Origin of the sequence: Sediminibacterium roseum (assembly GCF_009939005.1) — a bacterium.
Taxonomy (GTDB): Bacteria; Bacteroidota; Bacteroidia; order Chitinophagales; family Chitinophagaceae; genus Sediminibacterium; species Sediminibacterium roseum.
Window position 1 is genome coordinate 475,609 of the sequence record NZ_JAACJS010000002.1, and the last position, 16,094, is coordinate 491,702.

Consider the following 16,094-nt stretch of genomic DNA (forward strand, 5'->3'; position numbering starts at 1 on the left):
ATCATATGCTGGATAAGCTTGAAGCCATAAAAGCACGTTTTGACCAGGTAGGCGTGGCCCTTACCAACCCCGAGATCATCAACAACCAGAAGGAGTTTGGGGCCTACAGCAAGGAGTACCGCTCCCTGGAGAAGATCGTGAAGCCTTACGAAGAATACAGGAAAGTGCTGGACGAACACGCATTTGCCAAAGAGGCCCAGCATTCATCCGACGAAGAAATGCGCGAGCTCGCCAAGATGGAGCTGCCGGCATTGGAGGAGCGAAAAGAAATACTCGAAAAAGAACTCACCCGCCTGCTGATACCCAAAGATCCGCAGGACGATAAGAACGCCATCCTCGAGATCCGCGCGGGAACGGGTGGTGACGAAGCAAGCCTTTTTGCCGGCGACCTCCTGGGTATGTACCTCCGTTATTGCTCACGACGCGGTTGGAAAACATCGATCGTAACCGAAAGCGAGGGAACGGTTGGAGGATACAAGGAAGTGATCGTTGAAGTAACAGGAGAAGATGTGTACGGCACCCTGAAATTTGAGAGCGGCGTACACCGTGTACAACGTGTGCCCGATACAGAAACCCAGGGCCGCGTTCACACTTCCGCGGCAACGGTTGCGGTGATGCCCGAAGCAGAAGAAGTGGATTTTGAACTGAAAGAAAGCGATGTTAAAATGGAAACGGCACGAAGCGGGGGTGCCGGCGGACAAAACGTAAACAAGGTAGAAACAAAAGTATTTCTCACCCACATACCAACAGGCGTAGTTGTGGTTTGCCAGACCGAAAGGTCACAGCTCGGCAACCGCGAGAAAGCGATGACGATGCTCCGTACCAAACTCTACGAAGAACAGGTACGCAAACAGGAAGAAGAAATATCGCGCCAGCGGAAAACATTGGTAAGCACCGGCGACAGAAGCGCCAAGATCCGTACCTACAACTGGCCGCAGGGCCGGGTAACCGATCACCGCATCGGCCTCACTTCTTATAACCTTGATGCCGTGATCAACGGTGATATCGATGAATTCATTGAGTCGCTGCAAATGGCAGAGAACGCAGAGAAAATGACCACGCAGTAAGCCGGGTAGTGAATAGAGACTTCTCAGCATGCATCCGGAATGGTAATAGAACTAAAAAAGGTGGATCATCATTGATCCACCTTTTTCATAATCTGTATTAGTACGCACTTCAATTACTCTTCACCATCTCTTCGGCTTCCTTGATCTTCAGTTCCCATTGCCATGCGGTGCGGATCATTTCCTCGAGATTGTATTTAATCTTCCAGCCGAGTTGTTGGATGGCAAAATCGTTGTTTGCGTAAATGGCCACGATATCGCCGGCGCGGCGCGGACCTATTTCGTAATTGAGCTTTACGCCGCTCACTTTTTCAAACATGCGGATGGCCTCAAGCACGGTAACGCCATCGCCGGTGCCGAGGTTAAAAACATCGCAGCGCGATTTGTTTTTCTTATCGGAAAGATATTGTACCGCCAATGTGTGCGCATGCGCTATGTCGCAAACATGAATGTAATCGCGTACGCAACTTCCATCGCGTGTGGGATAGTCATCTCCAAACACCATCATTTTTGGCAGCTTGCCAATGGCGGTTTGTGTAATTACAGGAACCAGGTTCTGCGGTTTGCCCAACGGTAATTCGCCGATCAGCGCACTTGGATGCGCACCCACCGGGTTGAAATAACGAAGCAGTGCGATCGTGGTGGCGCCGGTTGATTTTGCAAAGTCCTGCAGCACACGCTCCCCCATCTGCTTAGTGGCGCCATACGGCGATTCGGCTTTGCCGGTAGGCGAATCTTCGGTAACCGGCATGTGTTCAGGATTGCCATACACCGTGCAGGAAGAAGAGAAAACAAAATGTGGCACGGAGAATTCCTGTACACATTTGACGAGGTTGATCAACCCGAAAATATTGTTCTCATAATACTGCAACGGGTCTTCCACCGATTCGCCAACGGCTTTGTACGCGGCAAAATGAATCACGGCATTGATATCCGGGTTCTCCTGGAAAACGGCGCGCGTTTCATCAAAATTCTTAAGGTCTACTTTGTAGTTCTTTATTTTTTTACCGGTGATCTTCTCGATACCTGCAAGCGCATAGGGGGTTGATCTTGAGTTGTCGTCAATAGAAATCACATCGTACTGGTGATCCAGCAGATCTACGATTGTATGCGAACCGATATAACCACAACCACCTGTAACAAGGATCTTAGGCATAGGAGATTTTGAAAGTGCAAGATGGTGAAAAGCTGCGAGCCACGCGCTGCGGACCCTGCGCTTTTTTTTCTTTGCATTGGAAAAACGTAAAAACATCCCGCCGGGCGGGCCTTTGCTCCACGCTGCATTGCCAGCGGCGCAGGGCTTCCTGGGTTAAACAAACATCTTCAAAACATAGAACACACAGGCCGCGATAAATGCGGAGATGGGAATGGTCAGGATCCAAGCCCAGAGCAGGTTTACGGTTACACCCCAGCGTACTGCGCTCAGGCGTTTGGTGGCGCCTACACCGATGATGGAACCGGTAATGGTATGCGTGGTTGATACGGGAATTTTAAAATGTTCGGTGAGGAACAACGTAATGGCGCCCGCTGTTTCGGCCGCCACCCCTTCGAGCGGTGTTACTTTGGTGATGCGGGTTCCCATCGTTTTCACGATCTTCCAGCCACCACTCATGGTTCCGATGCCGATGCAGAGAAAACTGGTGAAAGGCACCCAACCGTACTGCGAAACAAACTGGTCGAAATCCATATGGTTGCCCTTGGTTCCTTCGTAGTAGATCACGGCTGCGCCGATGATACCCATAACTTTCTGGGCGTCGTTGCCGCCATGCCCAAGGCTGAAGGCGGCGGATGATACCAGCTGTAATTTCTTAAACCAGTTTTCGGCCCTGTATGGGTTGGACCGCTTGCACAGGTGAACGATCAATATGGTGATAAAGAACGCAATGACCATTCCTATGAGCGGTGCAAAAAAGATGAAAAGGAAAGTAGGAACCACTTTTGCGTAGTTGATCACATGAATGCCATTGTCTGCAAACCCATGTGCGTTGGCGAGGGCTGCGCCCACAAAACCACCCATCAGCGTATGCGAAGAGCTGGAAGGGATGCCGAACCACCAGGTGATCAGGTTCCAGATGATGGCCGCGATGATACCCGCCAGGATCACATGCAGCGTAATGAATTCAGGCTGTACCCATTTGGCAACCGTATTGCCGATGCCAAACTCTTTGAAAATATATTTCGAGATAAAAAAGGCCGCGAAATTGAAGAACGCCGCCCAAACCACCGCCTGGAAAGGCGTAAGCACCTTGGTGGAAACGATCGTGGCAATAGAATTGGCCGCATCGTGAAAACCATTGATGTAATCGAAAATGAAAGCGAGAACTATAATGATGACGAGTAAGGTAAACATTGGGTGCAATTAGTAATTAGTAATTAATAATTAGCAATTGACGGATAGTTATTAGAAAATGAAACTCATTACTAATAATTAATGATCAATTATCAATTAAAATCCTATGCGTATTTGATAATGATCGATTCAATTACGTTCGCGGCATCTTCACATTTGTCTGTAGCAATCTCCATTACCTGGTAGATCTCGCGTTTCTTGATCACTTCCTTAAAATCGTTTTCGTGGTTGAAGAGCTTTTCGATGCTCATGTCAAACACGTCGTCTGCCTGGTTTTCAATGCTGTTCACTTTCACCATCGCCTCGGTCATTTCGCGGAGGTTTTTCATATCGCGCAAACCGAATACCGCTTTTTTGATCTCTGCCGAACCCTGGAGAATCAGGTCGGCCATTTTCTGGATGCCGGTGTCGTTCGGGTTTACGCCATAAAAGTTGATCTTTTTAGCGGAACCATAAATGTAATCTGCAATATCATCCAACGCACTTGCCAGGTAGTGGATGTCTTCCCGGTCGAAAGGCGTTATGAAGTTACGCCCGAGCTCGGTGAAGATGCGGTGGGTATTGTCGTCGTTTTTGTGCTCCAGGTCCTCGAGCTGCGCAAGAATAGCGGCGCGTTTGTTGTTGTCGTGCTCGCTTACCATTTCCTTGAGCTTGAGGCCCATTTCGTAAACTTTGTCGGCTACGTCTTCAAACAACTCATAAAACACCTTGTTCTTTGGCATAAAAAAACGACCAAAATTGTTGATACCCATACATTAAAATTTAGGCAAAAATAGGGGTATGCAGGGGATAGTGCTTACCCATATTTTAATTAACGATTAGATAATATTGGGGTTCTTTAATTTTTTGTAAAGCTTTTTCGACGCAGCCGCGACGTACCAGCCGGAAACCTCGTGCCCCGGGCCAGCTTTAAGGTACGAATCTTTGCAGAAACAAGCAGGTGTTTATTGTCAACAACCAGCCACCTGGTTAACATTTTCATCTTACTGCCTTCACATTCAGTTAATATCCGGGCGCCATTTTTGCACCGCATAGCAAGCAATGGAACTTTTTATCTCATGTGAAGGCCGCGATTTCTATCGTGGCCGTTTTTTTTGCCTGGCCGTTCTTAAGAAAAGGGTTGGCTGCATAAGGATCACAGCGGATAAGATCATTCTTTCCTCGCATCAAGTGTAAATCCTATGGTTGTGCCGATATCCAGTTTGCTCCGCACGTGCATGGCCTGGCCGTGGGCCTCGATGATGTGTTTGCAGATGGCGAGGCCGAGCCCCGTGCCGCCTACATCCCTGCTGCGGCCGCGGTCGGTGCGGTAAAAACGTTCAAAAATCCGGGGCAGGTGTTCTTCTGAAATGCCAATGCCATCATCGCTCAGCTCGATGAGTACGTGCCGGCCGTCGGTTTTGTAAACACTGGCCACAATGCTGCCGTCTTTTTTGCCATATTTGGCGGCGTTCTCGATCAGGTTGTTCAACACCTGCCTGATCTTTTCTTTGTCGGCAAACACCGTGATCGGTGATTCACATCCTTTTTTGATGCTGCACCTGATGTTCCGCGCATTGGTTTTGATCGACAATGCCTCGTAGGTTTCGCGGATCACATCCTGTATCACAAAATTCTCCTTGTTAAGCGGCTGTTCTCCGCTCTCCAGGCGCGAGATCTCGTCGAGGTCCTGTACCAGGTTCACCATCCTGTCTACATTGCGCGATGTGTTTTCGAGGAAACGTTTACTCACTTCGGGGTTCTCCATCGCCCCACTGAGCAATGTGTCTACATAACCCTGTATCGCAAAAATGGGCGTTTTGAACTCGTGTGCAAGATTTTGTAAAAATTCTTTCCGGTAGGCCTCGTTGGTCTTTAACAACTCGATTTCGGCGCTCCGTTGCTCGGCCCATTGTTCCACATCCTTCCTTACTTCATCTATGCCTTTCTGTGGTAATATGTACTTGTAATAGGTTTCCTCCCGTTTGGTGGCCTTGGTCTGGTAAATGAACTTGTAAATGAGTTTGATCTTCCGGTAAATGAACGACTCCAGTACAAAACGGATCAGCAGGTAACCTCCTATAAACGTAACCACCAGCGATACCAGGGCAACCAGCCAGTCCCACGTAAGCACCCATATCCCCACCGCGATCGGCAACGACAGTATCAGCGCCGTGAATGCGGAGAGTTGTTGCGGGGATAAATTTTTGGTCTTGAACATGTTGCGGTTACCGTTTTTGAACACCTGACATTCAACAATAATGCGAATGTTGAACGCAGGTTATCAGCCCGAAGTTAGTATGGATCCCCCAATAAGGGCAATGCTATCAGTTACTGGCTGTTAATGTTCGAATTTATACCCCACTCCCTTAACCGTGGTGATACAATCCACCCCCAGTTTCTGCCGTACTTTGCGGATGTGTACGTCGATGGTGCGGTCGCCAACGATCACGTCGTTGCCCCAAACCTGCGAGAGTATTTCATTGCGGAGGAAAACGCGTCCAGGGCGCGATGCCAGCAGGTAAAGCAGTTCGAATTCTTTTTTTGCGAGGATGACTTCCTGGTTATCAATGGTTACAATAAACTTCACCGGGTCGATAACAATATTGCCAAGTTTGATGCTTTTGCCCGTGTCTTTGCTGTTTACCCGCCTGAAGAGGGCATTGACGCGGCTCACCAGTACTTTCGGGCTGATGGGTTTGCTCACATAATCATCCGCGCCGGTTTCGAGGCCCTTGATGTGCGAGGCCTCATCACTCAAAGCCGTTAAAAAGATGATCAGCGTTTCCTGGAAAGCGGGTTGGGAACGGAGGATCTGGCACACTTCCACGCCGGTTTTCTTCGGCATCATGATATCGAGGATGATCAGGTCGGGTTGCAGTTGTTTGGCATTCTCCAGCGCTTCATTGCCATCCTTTGCCGTGTGGATTTCGTACCCTTCCCTGCCAAGGTTGTAACTTACGATCTCCAGGATATCCGGTTCATCATCTGCGATCAGTATCCGTTTCGGTTTGCCTTCCATGTTAACCTTAAGTTTACGCAAAATTAATTTTAAACCGCTGCAATAACGTGTTTTGCCTTTATTATGTTATTGTTAACTGCAAGAATGGCCAAAATCGTGTCTTTTATCTCAATGGCAGTATTTTTGCCTAAGGATATGCAAATGAAGAGAATCTACACTACAGCCCTTGCGGTGTTCATGGTATTGGCTCTGGCCGCCCAGCAGGAAATAAAGATGCCGGTGATACCCGCCTCGCGCGAGTACCACCACGAACAGATCATCAGTTCACTCAACGCGATCACCAAACTGGCCAGGAAAACGGATACGCTTTTCCCGGTTACGGGCAACAAAACGCTCGACCAGTCGATCAATAAGGCCGTCCGCCTCCGCGTTAACAACATGCGCGCCCAGGTGGAATTGAACAGCAAGCTGGACGAAAAAGGCAAATTCACCTGGCTGCGCGGTATCAACGAAATGCTGGTGGCCTTTGGTTCGGCCTACCGCAACCACGTGCTTTCGGCCTCCATGCTTCCGCCGCTTGTAAAAGCGTTCGAAGACGCCATGCAGGCACAGCTCTCCGGTAATTCCATCCTCCCCGTGGTAACGGCCAACGAGCCTGAAGTGGGTAATATATTGATGGATAATTTCGCACTCAGGGAAAACGAAGGCATCCCGGCTGCACGCGATGTGATCGTGCTCAAATCGATCCAGCGCAACCCCAACCAGGTATTACAAATCCTTACCAAACACCCGAACAACCGTTTTGCAGACAGCCTCATCATCCGCGAAGCGTTCAAAAATCAGGAAGACCTTTCGCGTTATGCCGCCGCACCCAATGCATTGGGACGAAGGATCCAGTCTGTGAACCACCCGCTGGTGAAGATCATCGGCAAGCTGGCTCTCACCAAAACAGGGCGCATGTATTTTCCCTTCCTGGATAATTTATATACAGGAAAGATCACCATGGATTCCATCACCCCCTATGTAAAGAACGATTCATCGGTGGGTTACTATCGTTTGCTTGTAAGAACCCGGATCGAATATGCAGAACGCATGCACCGTGGCGATACGCCTATGGCCGTTCAGGCGCTTACGGTGAAGCTGAAACAAAAAGCGGTTGACCTGTTCATCAACGAGATCAATGCACTGCACGATATCTCGAACGAAAAGATCCGTTTCAAAAAACTCGAAGGACTCCGCCCCGAAGAACTGTACTATTTGGCGGTATTGGGAGAAGATGAGATCTACACATCGAGCTTTGTAAGCGGTGTATATAAAAAGATCTTTGAATCGATGGATGTACCGCGTTCGGACTCGCTGCTCGACAGGGTGCACAACGATTATTACAAGAAGTTCATCAAAATGTGTGCGGCCTACAATACGCTGGATAATTTTCTCAGCCGAATGAGCGCCACCACTTCAGAAGGGCTCCTGCGTAGTTTCGTAGACGGGCTCGAGAAAGGCGCCACGCTCGAAGATGCCGTTGATGTGGCAGACTCGTATGCCAGTATTTACAACAAAGACATCCGCAAACTGATTCTTACCGAAGTACAGACCAACCTCGATCAAACCTCGCGAACACAGAACAAAAGAGGACAACTGATCTACAAACTGCTCAATACCATTTTCCAGTCGATGGATTCAACAAAGCACATCGATATGACCGCCGAGCTTGGCATCGACCCGGTTTATATTATGCCAAAGAAAGCATTGCAGGATACATCGAACCGAATCATCATACAACAGTTTTCTTATGGCGATAAAGATGCGGCCACCTATTTTGCCGCGTTCATGTCGCGCTTCCGCAATGCAAACTGGAAAATAAAAACAACGCCGCAGTGGGTCGAGATCAGCTCTGTGGGAAAAAATACCACGCCGGTTACCATCTACGCAAATCTTCCGCTGGATGAGAAACAGGAGCTGGATATACAGGCGCAGGATGCATTGATCGATTACCTCGAAGCAAACAACCTTGAACCAAAGATCGTGATCCACCGCGGCCACAGTTACTACCTCAACGGAACCATCAGCCGCCTGCCTTCAAGCGCCAAACTGGTATTGCTGGGAAGTTGCGGAGGTTACCAGAAACTGAACGATATACTCAAGATCTGCCCTACGGCCCAGATCATCTCTTCTAAACAGACCGGCGCAGGCGTGGTGAACCAGATCATCATCGACGCGATCACCGAAAGGCTGAGGCTGGGCAAGGACCTGGTTTGGGAAGACATCTGGAAGAACGTATCCATCAAAGTGGGCGCCGGATACCGCGAGAAATTCGACGATTACATTCCACCGCATAAAAACCTGGGCGCCATTTTTATCATGGCATACGACAATGCCTGGAGAGGCGGAACGCGTTAACCACCCGGAACTGTTTTAAGGCGCAAGGTGCCTGGGTCAAAGAAAAGGGTTGTTGCGTTTCTCATAGCCGATGGTTGTGGGGCGCCCATGCCCCGGGTAAACCACCACATCATCCGGCAAAACAAACAATTGTTCCCGGATGCTGCGCAACAGCGTTTCATGATCACCACCCGGAAGGTCGGTGCGGCCGATGCTCTGGTAAAAAAGTACATCACCGCCGATCAGGAATTTTTCTTTTTCGGCGTAGAAACACATACTGGCAGGGGAATGGCCGGGTGCCAGGATCACTTTGAGCGTATCATTATCCAAAACGATCGTATCCCCCTCGTGTATAAAATGAACAGGGCCGTCGTAGTTTTTAAAGCTCATGCCCCATTTCTCTCCCCATAAAGGCGCATTGGCAAGCACTTCTTCTTCGCCCGAAGGGATCCAGAGCTCGGTGCCCCAGTTCTGGTATACCCAGAGGTTGCCGCAAACATGGTCGAGGTGGCAGTGCGTGTTCAGCAACCTCGCGGGCTCAAGTTGCGTATCTTTTAAGAAAGAATTTAACGTTTCGTGTTCAGCGCTGAAGTAACATCCGGGATCAATTATGATAGCTTTGTTCTGTTCATTGAATAAGATGTAAGTATTTTCCTGTGCAGGATTGAATGTTAGCGCCTTGACCTTGAGCATAATCGTATTTTTAACGTCTTTTACTGAGTAATTGCCTAATTTTAAAACACTAAAGTTCGGATATGCAATTGAATCGAATCAAACAATGGGTGGTTTTTGTGGGTTTTCTTTTACCGGTGCTTGCCCAATCGCAGGTTAACTCTGTTGAATTTGGCAAGAACCGCATTCAGCATAAAAAGTTTCAATGGAAATTTTACCAGTCGCCTAATTTCAACACCTACATCGCACAGGGTGGTGTTGAACTCGGCAAATTTGTGGCGCAGGTGGCGGAAACCGAATTGCAGCCCATCGAGAATTTTATTGAATATTCCTTGCAGCGGCGCGCCAACATCGTGGTGTACAACAATTACAACGATTACAAAAGCAGCAACATAGGCCTCGGCAGCGATTGGCAGAACTCGGGCGGTCTCACCAAACTCGTTAACAACAAGATCGTGGTTTACTTCGATGGCAACCACGAGCACCTGAAACAACAGGTTAAAGAAGGCATCGCACGTGTGCTTACAGACAACCTCATGTTCGGCGACGACATCGGCGAGTTTGCCAGCAACCAGGCCTTGCTCGATCTGCCCAAATGGCTGGTCGATGGCTACGTGGCCTACGCAGCACAGCCATGGAGCACCCAAAAAGACGATGAGCTGAAAAGCGCCATCCTCGGGGGAAGCTACAATTCCTTTTACCAGTTCGCCTTCGAGAAACCATTGCTCGCAGGACACGCTTTCTGGAACTACATCGCCGAAAAATACAGGAAAGAAAACGTAACCTACCTCTTGTACCTCGCACGGATCTATAAGAACCTCAACAACGCGTGTCTGCGCGTTTGTAAAAAGAAATTCAAAGAGGTGCTGTCCGATTTCATGCAGTATGAGCAGGAAGTGTATGTAAAAGACATCCGCCAGCGCAGGAACCAGCCCAAAGGGCAACAGGTGGTGGCAGAAGATGTTTCCAAAAACGATTACATCCGCTTCCAGGCCAACCCAAACCCGAGAAGCACAACCTATGGTGTGGTTGAATTTAAAAAAGGACAATACACCGTTAAGTTGATGGAGAATTTCTACGATGCAAGAACCTTGCTCAAGATCGGCGTACGCACCAACCAGGGCGACATCAACCCGAACTACCCCATCCTCGCCTGGGATGTAAAAGGAACGCGCCTGCTCTGCATCTACTGGGAAAACGGCAAAACAAAAATGTTTGTGTACGATGTGCTCGCTAAATTCAAAAGATACAAACAGGAGCTGGAAGATTTTGACCAGGTGATCGATGCCTCTTTCATGCTCGATGCAAACTCGCTCGTATTGAGCGCAGTAAAGAACGGACACACCGATATCTTCACCTACAAGATCGAAGAAAACAAAGCAACACAGATCACCGATGATGTATACGATGATGTGGATCCCACTTTTGTGTCATTCCCCAACCGTTCCGGCATCGTGTTCGCATCCAACAGGCCCGCTCCCGATGCGCCCAATACGGATACGGTTTTACCCGGCAGGCATTCGTACAATATTTTTATCGTAGACATTCTGAACGACAGCAAAAAGAAACAGATCGCGCAGCTCACCAACGTAAAAGCCGGTAATGCGCGTTACCCGATGCAATACAATACCAACCACTTTACATTCGTATCAGATGAAAACGGCATCGGCAACCGCTGGGCCGGATTCTTTTCAACACAACGCAACGGGCTCGATACTTTGTATTACATCGGCGACGAGCTGCTGCGCAACCCGAGCACTAAAGAATTTGATTCTACCCTGCGCGCATGGCAGAAACCCGAGCCAGACAGTGTGAGCTATTTCCAGGTATACAAAGATTCAACCTACACCTTCCCGATCACCAACTATGCAAGCAGCCTGCTAGAAACACGCATCGCGGGAAACAACGGAACCGTGAGCGAGGTGAGAAGAGAGGGCGACTACAAATTCCTCTACAAACTGAAAGTGGATGAAGTGGCGCTCAGCAAAAGAAACGTAAACGCAAGGCCAACAGAATACATGCGTAAGGTATTGGCCGAGAAAAAAGCGGCAGACGGGAAAGCCATCAACTACAACAAAAAAACAACGGCAGACAGCACAAAGAAGGTGGATTATTTCCAGAACGAGTTTGCGGATGAAAAACCCGATACAACAACCATCGTTCGCAACAATGCATTACCGGGTGTATTGCCGGCTTCCGTTTTGTCGAAATCAAAACTGTTTGATTACAGGATGAAGTTCAGCAGCGATTATGCATTGGTAGGGTTTACAAACAACATCCTCGTTAACCGCTACCAGCCTTATGGCGGTGGATCGGGCCCGATACAGCTCAACAACGGGAACGACTTCAATTTCACCTTCCGCGTTGGGGCAAGCGATTTGATGGAGGACCTTAAGTTTGTAGGCGGCCTGCGTTTCGGAACCAACCTGAGCGATAAAGACATCTTCTTCACTTTTGCCAATTACCGCAAACGTGTAGACTGGAGCGTTACTTATTACCGGAGCAACGTAACCAATTTCTTCAACACGAGCTACAACACGATGTTGTATACAAACCTCTACCAGGTAAATGTTTCCTATCCATTCAACGAAGTAAAAAGTTTGCGCGCAACGGTTGGATACCGTACGGACAAAGGCGTTCTGCGGCCGTTCGACAACAGTGCGGGATTGCCCGACCCAGCGGCGCTGAAGTTTCCCGATACTCTTTCGCAGTGGATCGTTTCGCGCCTGGAATATGTGCACGACAATACGGTCAACCCTACCCAGAACATCTGGAACGGCCTCCGTTACAAAGTGTACCTAGATGCGAACATGCCATCGGGCGGCGGGAAAACAACTTTCAATTTTGGTTTTGATGGAAGGTATTACCACAAGATCTACCGCAACTTTATCTGGGCCGGCCGCGCCGCTGCGGATTTCTCATGGGGCCAAAATAAGATCATCTATTACCTGGGTGGAGTGGACGGATGGATCAGCCCTAAATTCAACAACAACCAGCCGGCGCCCGATCAGACCTATGCGTTCCAATCGCTCGCGGTCAACATGCGCGGCTACAACCAGAATGTGGCAAACGGGAACAATGCTTTTGTGATCAACAGCGAATTCCGTTTCCCGGTTTTCTCAACACTGCTCAACAGGCCCATCAATAACGCCTTCCTGCGCAACTTCCAGCTCGTACAGTTCATCGACCTCGGAACCGCATGGAACGGAAGCTACAACGGCATTAAACGCCCGGGCGAAGTGGTACGCGACCCAACCACACCGGTAGTGGTACGTATAGATGCAGGCGGACTGGGGCCATTTGCAGGTGGTTACGGTTTTGGTGTACGCAGCACATTGCTCGGCTACTTCCTCAAGTTTGATGCGGGCTGGCCAATGAAAGGCGTGTTCAAAGGAAAACCTGTATATTATTTTGCTTTGGGATTTGATTTCTAATTAAAAGAAGCAAGGAACAAACAGGCAGGAGACAAGCACATTGTCTCCTGTTTTTTTTAGGACACAGGGAGCAAGAAAACAGGCCACGCGATGACCTGTAACAACATCGTCGCCGTAAGATGCGTGCAAACGCAACAGTCCGGGTTGTTTGTGATGGGAACTTTTAGCGGGTCCTTCTTTTGTAAAAGCTTCCGCATCGTTCATAAGTGCGCTGTAAGCGATGGCGAACAACAGAAGGGCAAGAATGCCGGCAAGTATCGATTCGTTCCTGGACAATGGTTTCATATTTTTTGTTGCGGATTTTAGAGGCAACCCCTGTTGCCTTTGCCGATACATTAAGTCGTTATTCAGCGAACGCTTGTCTTACCAAGCTCTTTCAGCGTAAAATAAATGATCATCAAAAACCCCGCAAACAGTACGGTGAACACCCACAGCTTGGGATAATTCAGCGGGAGCAGGATATGATGTGCGGAAGCCATCGCAAGCCCCCCGGGGTCCGTAACCACATCCCAACTGTTGAAACGAAGGAACCGCCCGATGAATACGCCATAACCACACAACAAGAGGCTGGCAAACACGAGTGTCTTTACCACCAGGGGTTTGAGGTAACGGGATAAAAAACGTTCGATGTTCATCAGCGATGCCATGCCCAAAAGAACACCGTTCCATGCGCCTGAGGTTACAAGCAGCAGGTCGTACCAGAGGGGCGCATCGGTGCGTTGTTCAAAATGGAACAGGTCGGTGACCAGGTAAGGCGCATTGGGCAGGAACAGGATCCAAACAAAAAGCAACGGCAACACAAAACGGTTCCCTTCTCTTTGTTTAATGAACCATGTGCTGATCAGGTAAGGGATCGTGGCCAGGAAGGTGTTCCATGCATAGCATCGGTAAGTAACCGTATCGCCTGTATACACAAAACGAACGATCAGCAGGATCATACAGAATACGATCGACAACAGCAGCATCCTGCTTGTTCCGGATAATTTCAGATTCATAACAATTGAATTGTTTTAGGAATAAAGATCACCAACCCGATCGCCACGCTTACAAGCGCAGACCACAACACAGCCGCCGCCGCAACGTCTTTCGCGATCCTGATCAGCGGGTGATACGACGGGTGTGCCACATCGCAAACCTGCTCCAGCGCATAGTTCATCATTTCAAAACAGGGAACCATCGCGAAGCAGGCCAACAGGAAAAGCCATTCTGTTGCGGATACATGGAAATAAAGACCCGCACCCGATACCAATACAGAAACAGCCAGGTGAATACGGCCGTTCCTGTCGCGCCGCAAAAAAAAGAACAGCCCGTTGAACGCGTTGGAGAATGCCTGGGGAAGAGATTGTTTTTTCATGTTTGTTTGAAATAAGGTTAGGGCGCGGATCACAGAGCAGTTGCCAATGATTCCGCGCCACGACAAATTTTATTGTACCGCCATTGTTTCCGGTTGATACCAGTTTATTTTCCTGCTCACATACATCACCAGGGCGAGTACGATGAACAAACCGATGCTGCCAACAAGCAATGCAGTGTCTTCGAGGCTGATGAGCACAAAGATGAATCCATACAACCCGCTCATCAGCGAAGCGAATATGCCAGCGGTCTTCCAGCTTTTGAAATGGCCTTTCGCATAGAGGGTAATGAGCAGGATCGTAGCAACAGCAGCGATCAGGTAAGCGAGATCGAAAAGAACAAACTCGCTGATCGAAAGAAGCAAGGTGTAAAAGATCACGAGCGCGAGCCCGATCAAAACATATTGTACGGGATGCACTGGTTTTTTCTGCATCAGTTCTGTGATGAAGAAAAGGGAGAGTGTCAAGCCGATGATCAAGATCGCATACTTTACACTGCGTGTTGTTTTTGCATATTGATCCGCAGGCTGGATCATGCTTATTCCGAAAGCGTGGGCCTGTTTATTAAGCTGCTTGTTTTCGAGTACGGTGCCGAAAGGAAGGTTCGCCTTGTTGAATTCCCATTTTGCCTGGAAGCCATTGTTGCCAACATTTCTTTCACTCGGAATCGAATTGCCATCGAAAGAAGGGTTGGCCCACACAGAGCTGATCGTAAACTGGCTGTTTCCGCTTAGCGGAACAAAATGCAGCTGTTCACTTCCTTTGATCTGCAGAGGGAACGAGAAAGAAAGGGACTTGCCAAAATTTTCAGGCTTCAGATCAATGGATGCCGATAACCCGGTTTCATCAACAAAATCAGTGGGCAGGCCTGGCGAAAGTATGTAGTTCGAATCATTCAGCCTGATCTCGATCTTTTTCTCGATCCCTTTGAAATCGGTGATGCCCACGCAGATTTTTGCCTCGTTCAAAACGAGCGAAGCGGGATCAACTTCTTTGGGTAATTGAAGGATGAAATTTCCCTTGCTGTTGAGCTGGCTCTTGTACAACAACACTTTGTAGATCGAACGCAATCTTTGTTCGGGAACGATGTTGCCACTCACCTCTAAGTTGTCGGGAAGAAATACAAGTTCTTTTGTTCCTGCTGTTTCTTTGCCGTCTTTGTCCCTGGTTTTATACCGAATGAAAATGTACGGCCCTGTAATGGTTTGGGCAGTGGCCCATTTGCTGCTCACGTCTTTCACCACTTCGGCCTGCCGCAGCTGGCGTTCCTGGATGAGGTTGGTGATGAAGATGGTAGGGATCAATAACAAAAGTATCAATCCACCGGTGATCATTCCTTTGATCATGGTTTTGTTGCCGGGTTTTTCTGTTGGTTCGGGTGAGGATGTGAACGGGTCCATGTTTGTTTGGTTTTTATGAGGTGAACGATTTGTTTCGGTGGTGGTGGAGGGATCAATGAAATTCATTTCCGGAGAAAAATAGGAGAGGATGCGTTCTCGGTTCCATAAAACGGAGGCGAGGCCGCAAACGAACAGCATTAAAAAAGCGGGAAAATATATTTCCAGGTTGAGTATGTTGCCGATCATGTTGTTCCATGCAAAAACTGCCGCGAGCGGTATGGCATACAGTGCTGCAATGCCACCTGTTGCTGCAACTATGCCATAAAATTTTTGGATGGGATGGATGCGGATGCGGTTTAAAAGCCAGAACGCGATCATATAAGCAACGCCCGAGGGCGCACTGAGAATAAGGGAAAGCCCGCAGATAAACGGTATGACAAAATCAGTTCTTACAAATACACCAAGCATGATAAGCAGTGCGCAGAAAGCGATCCATGTATTAAACCATATTCTGAATGACGGGGAGTATTTCATAAAAAGTACTTTGAATTTCAAAGTGAAT

13 protein-coding genes are annotated in these 16,094 nt (G+C 48.6%); 3 read left to right on the forward strand and 10 right to left on the reverse strand.

From position 1 onward, the window contains the following. Window positions 1-5: 5 nt before the first annotated feature. Entirely contained in the window at window positions 6-1,067 is a 1,062-nt protein-coding gene (gene prfA / locus GWC95_RS02015) for a peptide chain release factor 1 (protein ID WP_161816998.1), read from the forward strand. A gap of 109 nt (window positions 1,068-1,176) precedes the next feature. Here the strand turns inward: prfA and galE are convergent, their stop codons facing one another. The 5 genes from galE to GWC95_RS02040 form a co-directional block, all read right to left on the reverse strand. Further along, window positions 1,177-2,220: a UDP-glucose 4-epimerase GalE gene (galE, locus tag GWC95_RS02020; protein ID WP_161816999.1), complete on the reverse strand. Its 1,044-nt coding sequence runs from the start codon at window positions 2,218-2,220 to the stop codon at window positions 1,177-1,179. A 153-nt stretch (window positions 2,221-2,373) separates the two neighbouring features. Further along, window positions 2,374-3,414, reverse strand: a complete 1,041-nt coding sequence (locus GWC95_RS02025) for an inorganic phosphate transporter (RefSeq protein ID WP_161817000.1) — start codon at window positions 3,412-3,414, stop codon at window positions 2,374-2,376. Window positions 3,415-3,518: 104 nt separating this feature from the next. Next, the gene (locus tag GWC95_RS02030) at window positions 3,519-4,136 is read right to left on the reverse strand and encodes a DUF47 domain-containing protein (RefSeq protein ID WP_237722029.1); all 618 of its coding nucleotides are present in this window, start codon (window positions 4,134-4,136) and stop codon (window positions 3,519-3,521) included. 428 nt (window positions 4,137-4,564) lie between these two features. Next, window positions 4,565-5,614 carry a sensor histidine kinase gene (locus GWC95_RS02035; RefSeq protein WP_161817002.1) on the reverse strand — a complete coding sequence of 350 codons (1,050 nt, stop codon included), beginning with the start codon at window positions 5,612-5,614 and terminating at the stop codon, window positions 4,565-4,567. A gap of 120 nt (window positions 5,615-5,734) precedes the next feature. Continuing rightward, window positions 5,735-6,415 carry a response regulator transcription factor gene (locus GWC95_RS02040; RefSeq protein WP_161817003.1) on the reverse strand — a complete coding sequence of 227 codons (681 nt, stop codon included), beginning with the start codon at window positions 6,413-6,415 and terminating at the stop codon, window positions 5,735-5,737. Window positions 6,416-6,556: 141 nt separating this feature from the next. Between GWC95_RS02040 and GWC95_RS02045 the strand changes: the two genes are divergently transcribed. Then, complete coding sequence (locus GWC95_RS02045; RefSeq protein ID WP_161817004.1) at window positions 6,557-8,755, forward strand: hypothetical protein; 2,199 nt, start codon at window positions 6,557-6,559, stop codon at window positions 8,753-8,755. Between the two features lie 36 nt (window positions 8,756-8,791). Here GWC95_RS02045 and GWC95_RS02050 read toward each other — a convergent pair whose 3' ends face one another. Then, entirely contained in the window at window positions 8,792-9,427 is a 636-nt protein-coding gene (locus tag GWC95_RS02050) for an MBL fold metallo-hydrolase (protein ID WP_161817005.1), read from the reverse strand. Window positions 9,428-9,489: 62 nt separating this feature from the next. On the opposite strand from GWC95_RS02050, the gene GWC95_RS02055 reads away from it, so the two are divergent. Then, window positions 9,490-12,840, forward strand: a complete 3,351-nt coding sequence (locus GWC95_RS02055; protein WP_237722030.1) for a hypothetical protein — start codon at window positions 9,490-9,492, stop codon at window positions 12,838-12,840. Here GWC95_RS02055 and GWC95_RS02060 read toward each other — a convergent pair whose 3' ends face one another. From GWC95_RS02060 to creD, 4 genes are all read right to left on the reverse strand, one after another. After that, window positions 12,841-13,125: a hypothetical protein gene (locus GWC95_RS02060; protein ID WP_161817006.1), complete on the reverse strand. Its 285-nt coding sequence runs from the start codon at window positions 13,123-13,125 to the stop codon at window positions 12,841-12,843. 62 nt (window positions 13,126-13,187) lie between these two features. Beyond that, window positions 13,188-13,835: a DUF1361 domain-containing protein gene (locus tag GWC95_RS02065; protein ID WP_161817007.1), complete on the reverse strand. Its 648-nt coding sequence runs from the start codon at window positions 13,833-13,835 to the stop codon at window positions 13,188-13,190. Then, window positions 13,832-14,194, reverse strand: coding sequence for a diacylglycerol kinase family protein (locus GWC95_RS02070; protein ID WP_161817008.1), 363 nt, complete (start codon window positions 14,192-14,194; stop codon window positions 13,832-13,834). Before GWC95_RS02070 ends, GWC95_RS02065 begins: the two co-directional genes overlap by 4 nt. 69 nt (window positions 14,195-14,263) lie before the next feature. Then, complete coding sequence (creD, locus tag GWC95_RS02075; RefSeq protein WP_161817009.1) at window positions 14,264-16,066, reverse strand: cell envelope integrity protein CreD; 1,803 nt, start codon at window positions 16,064-16,066, stop codon at window positions 14,264-14,266. Window positions 16,067-16,094: the final 28 nt, after the last annotated feature.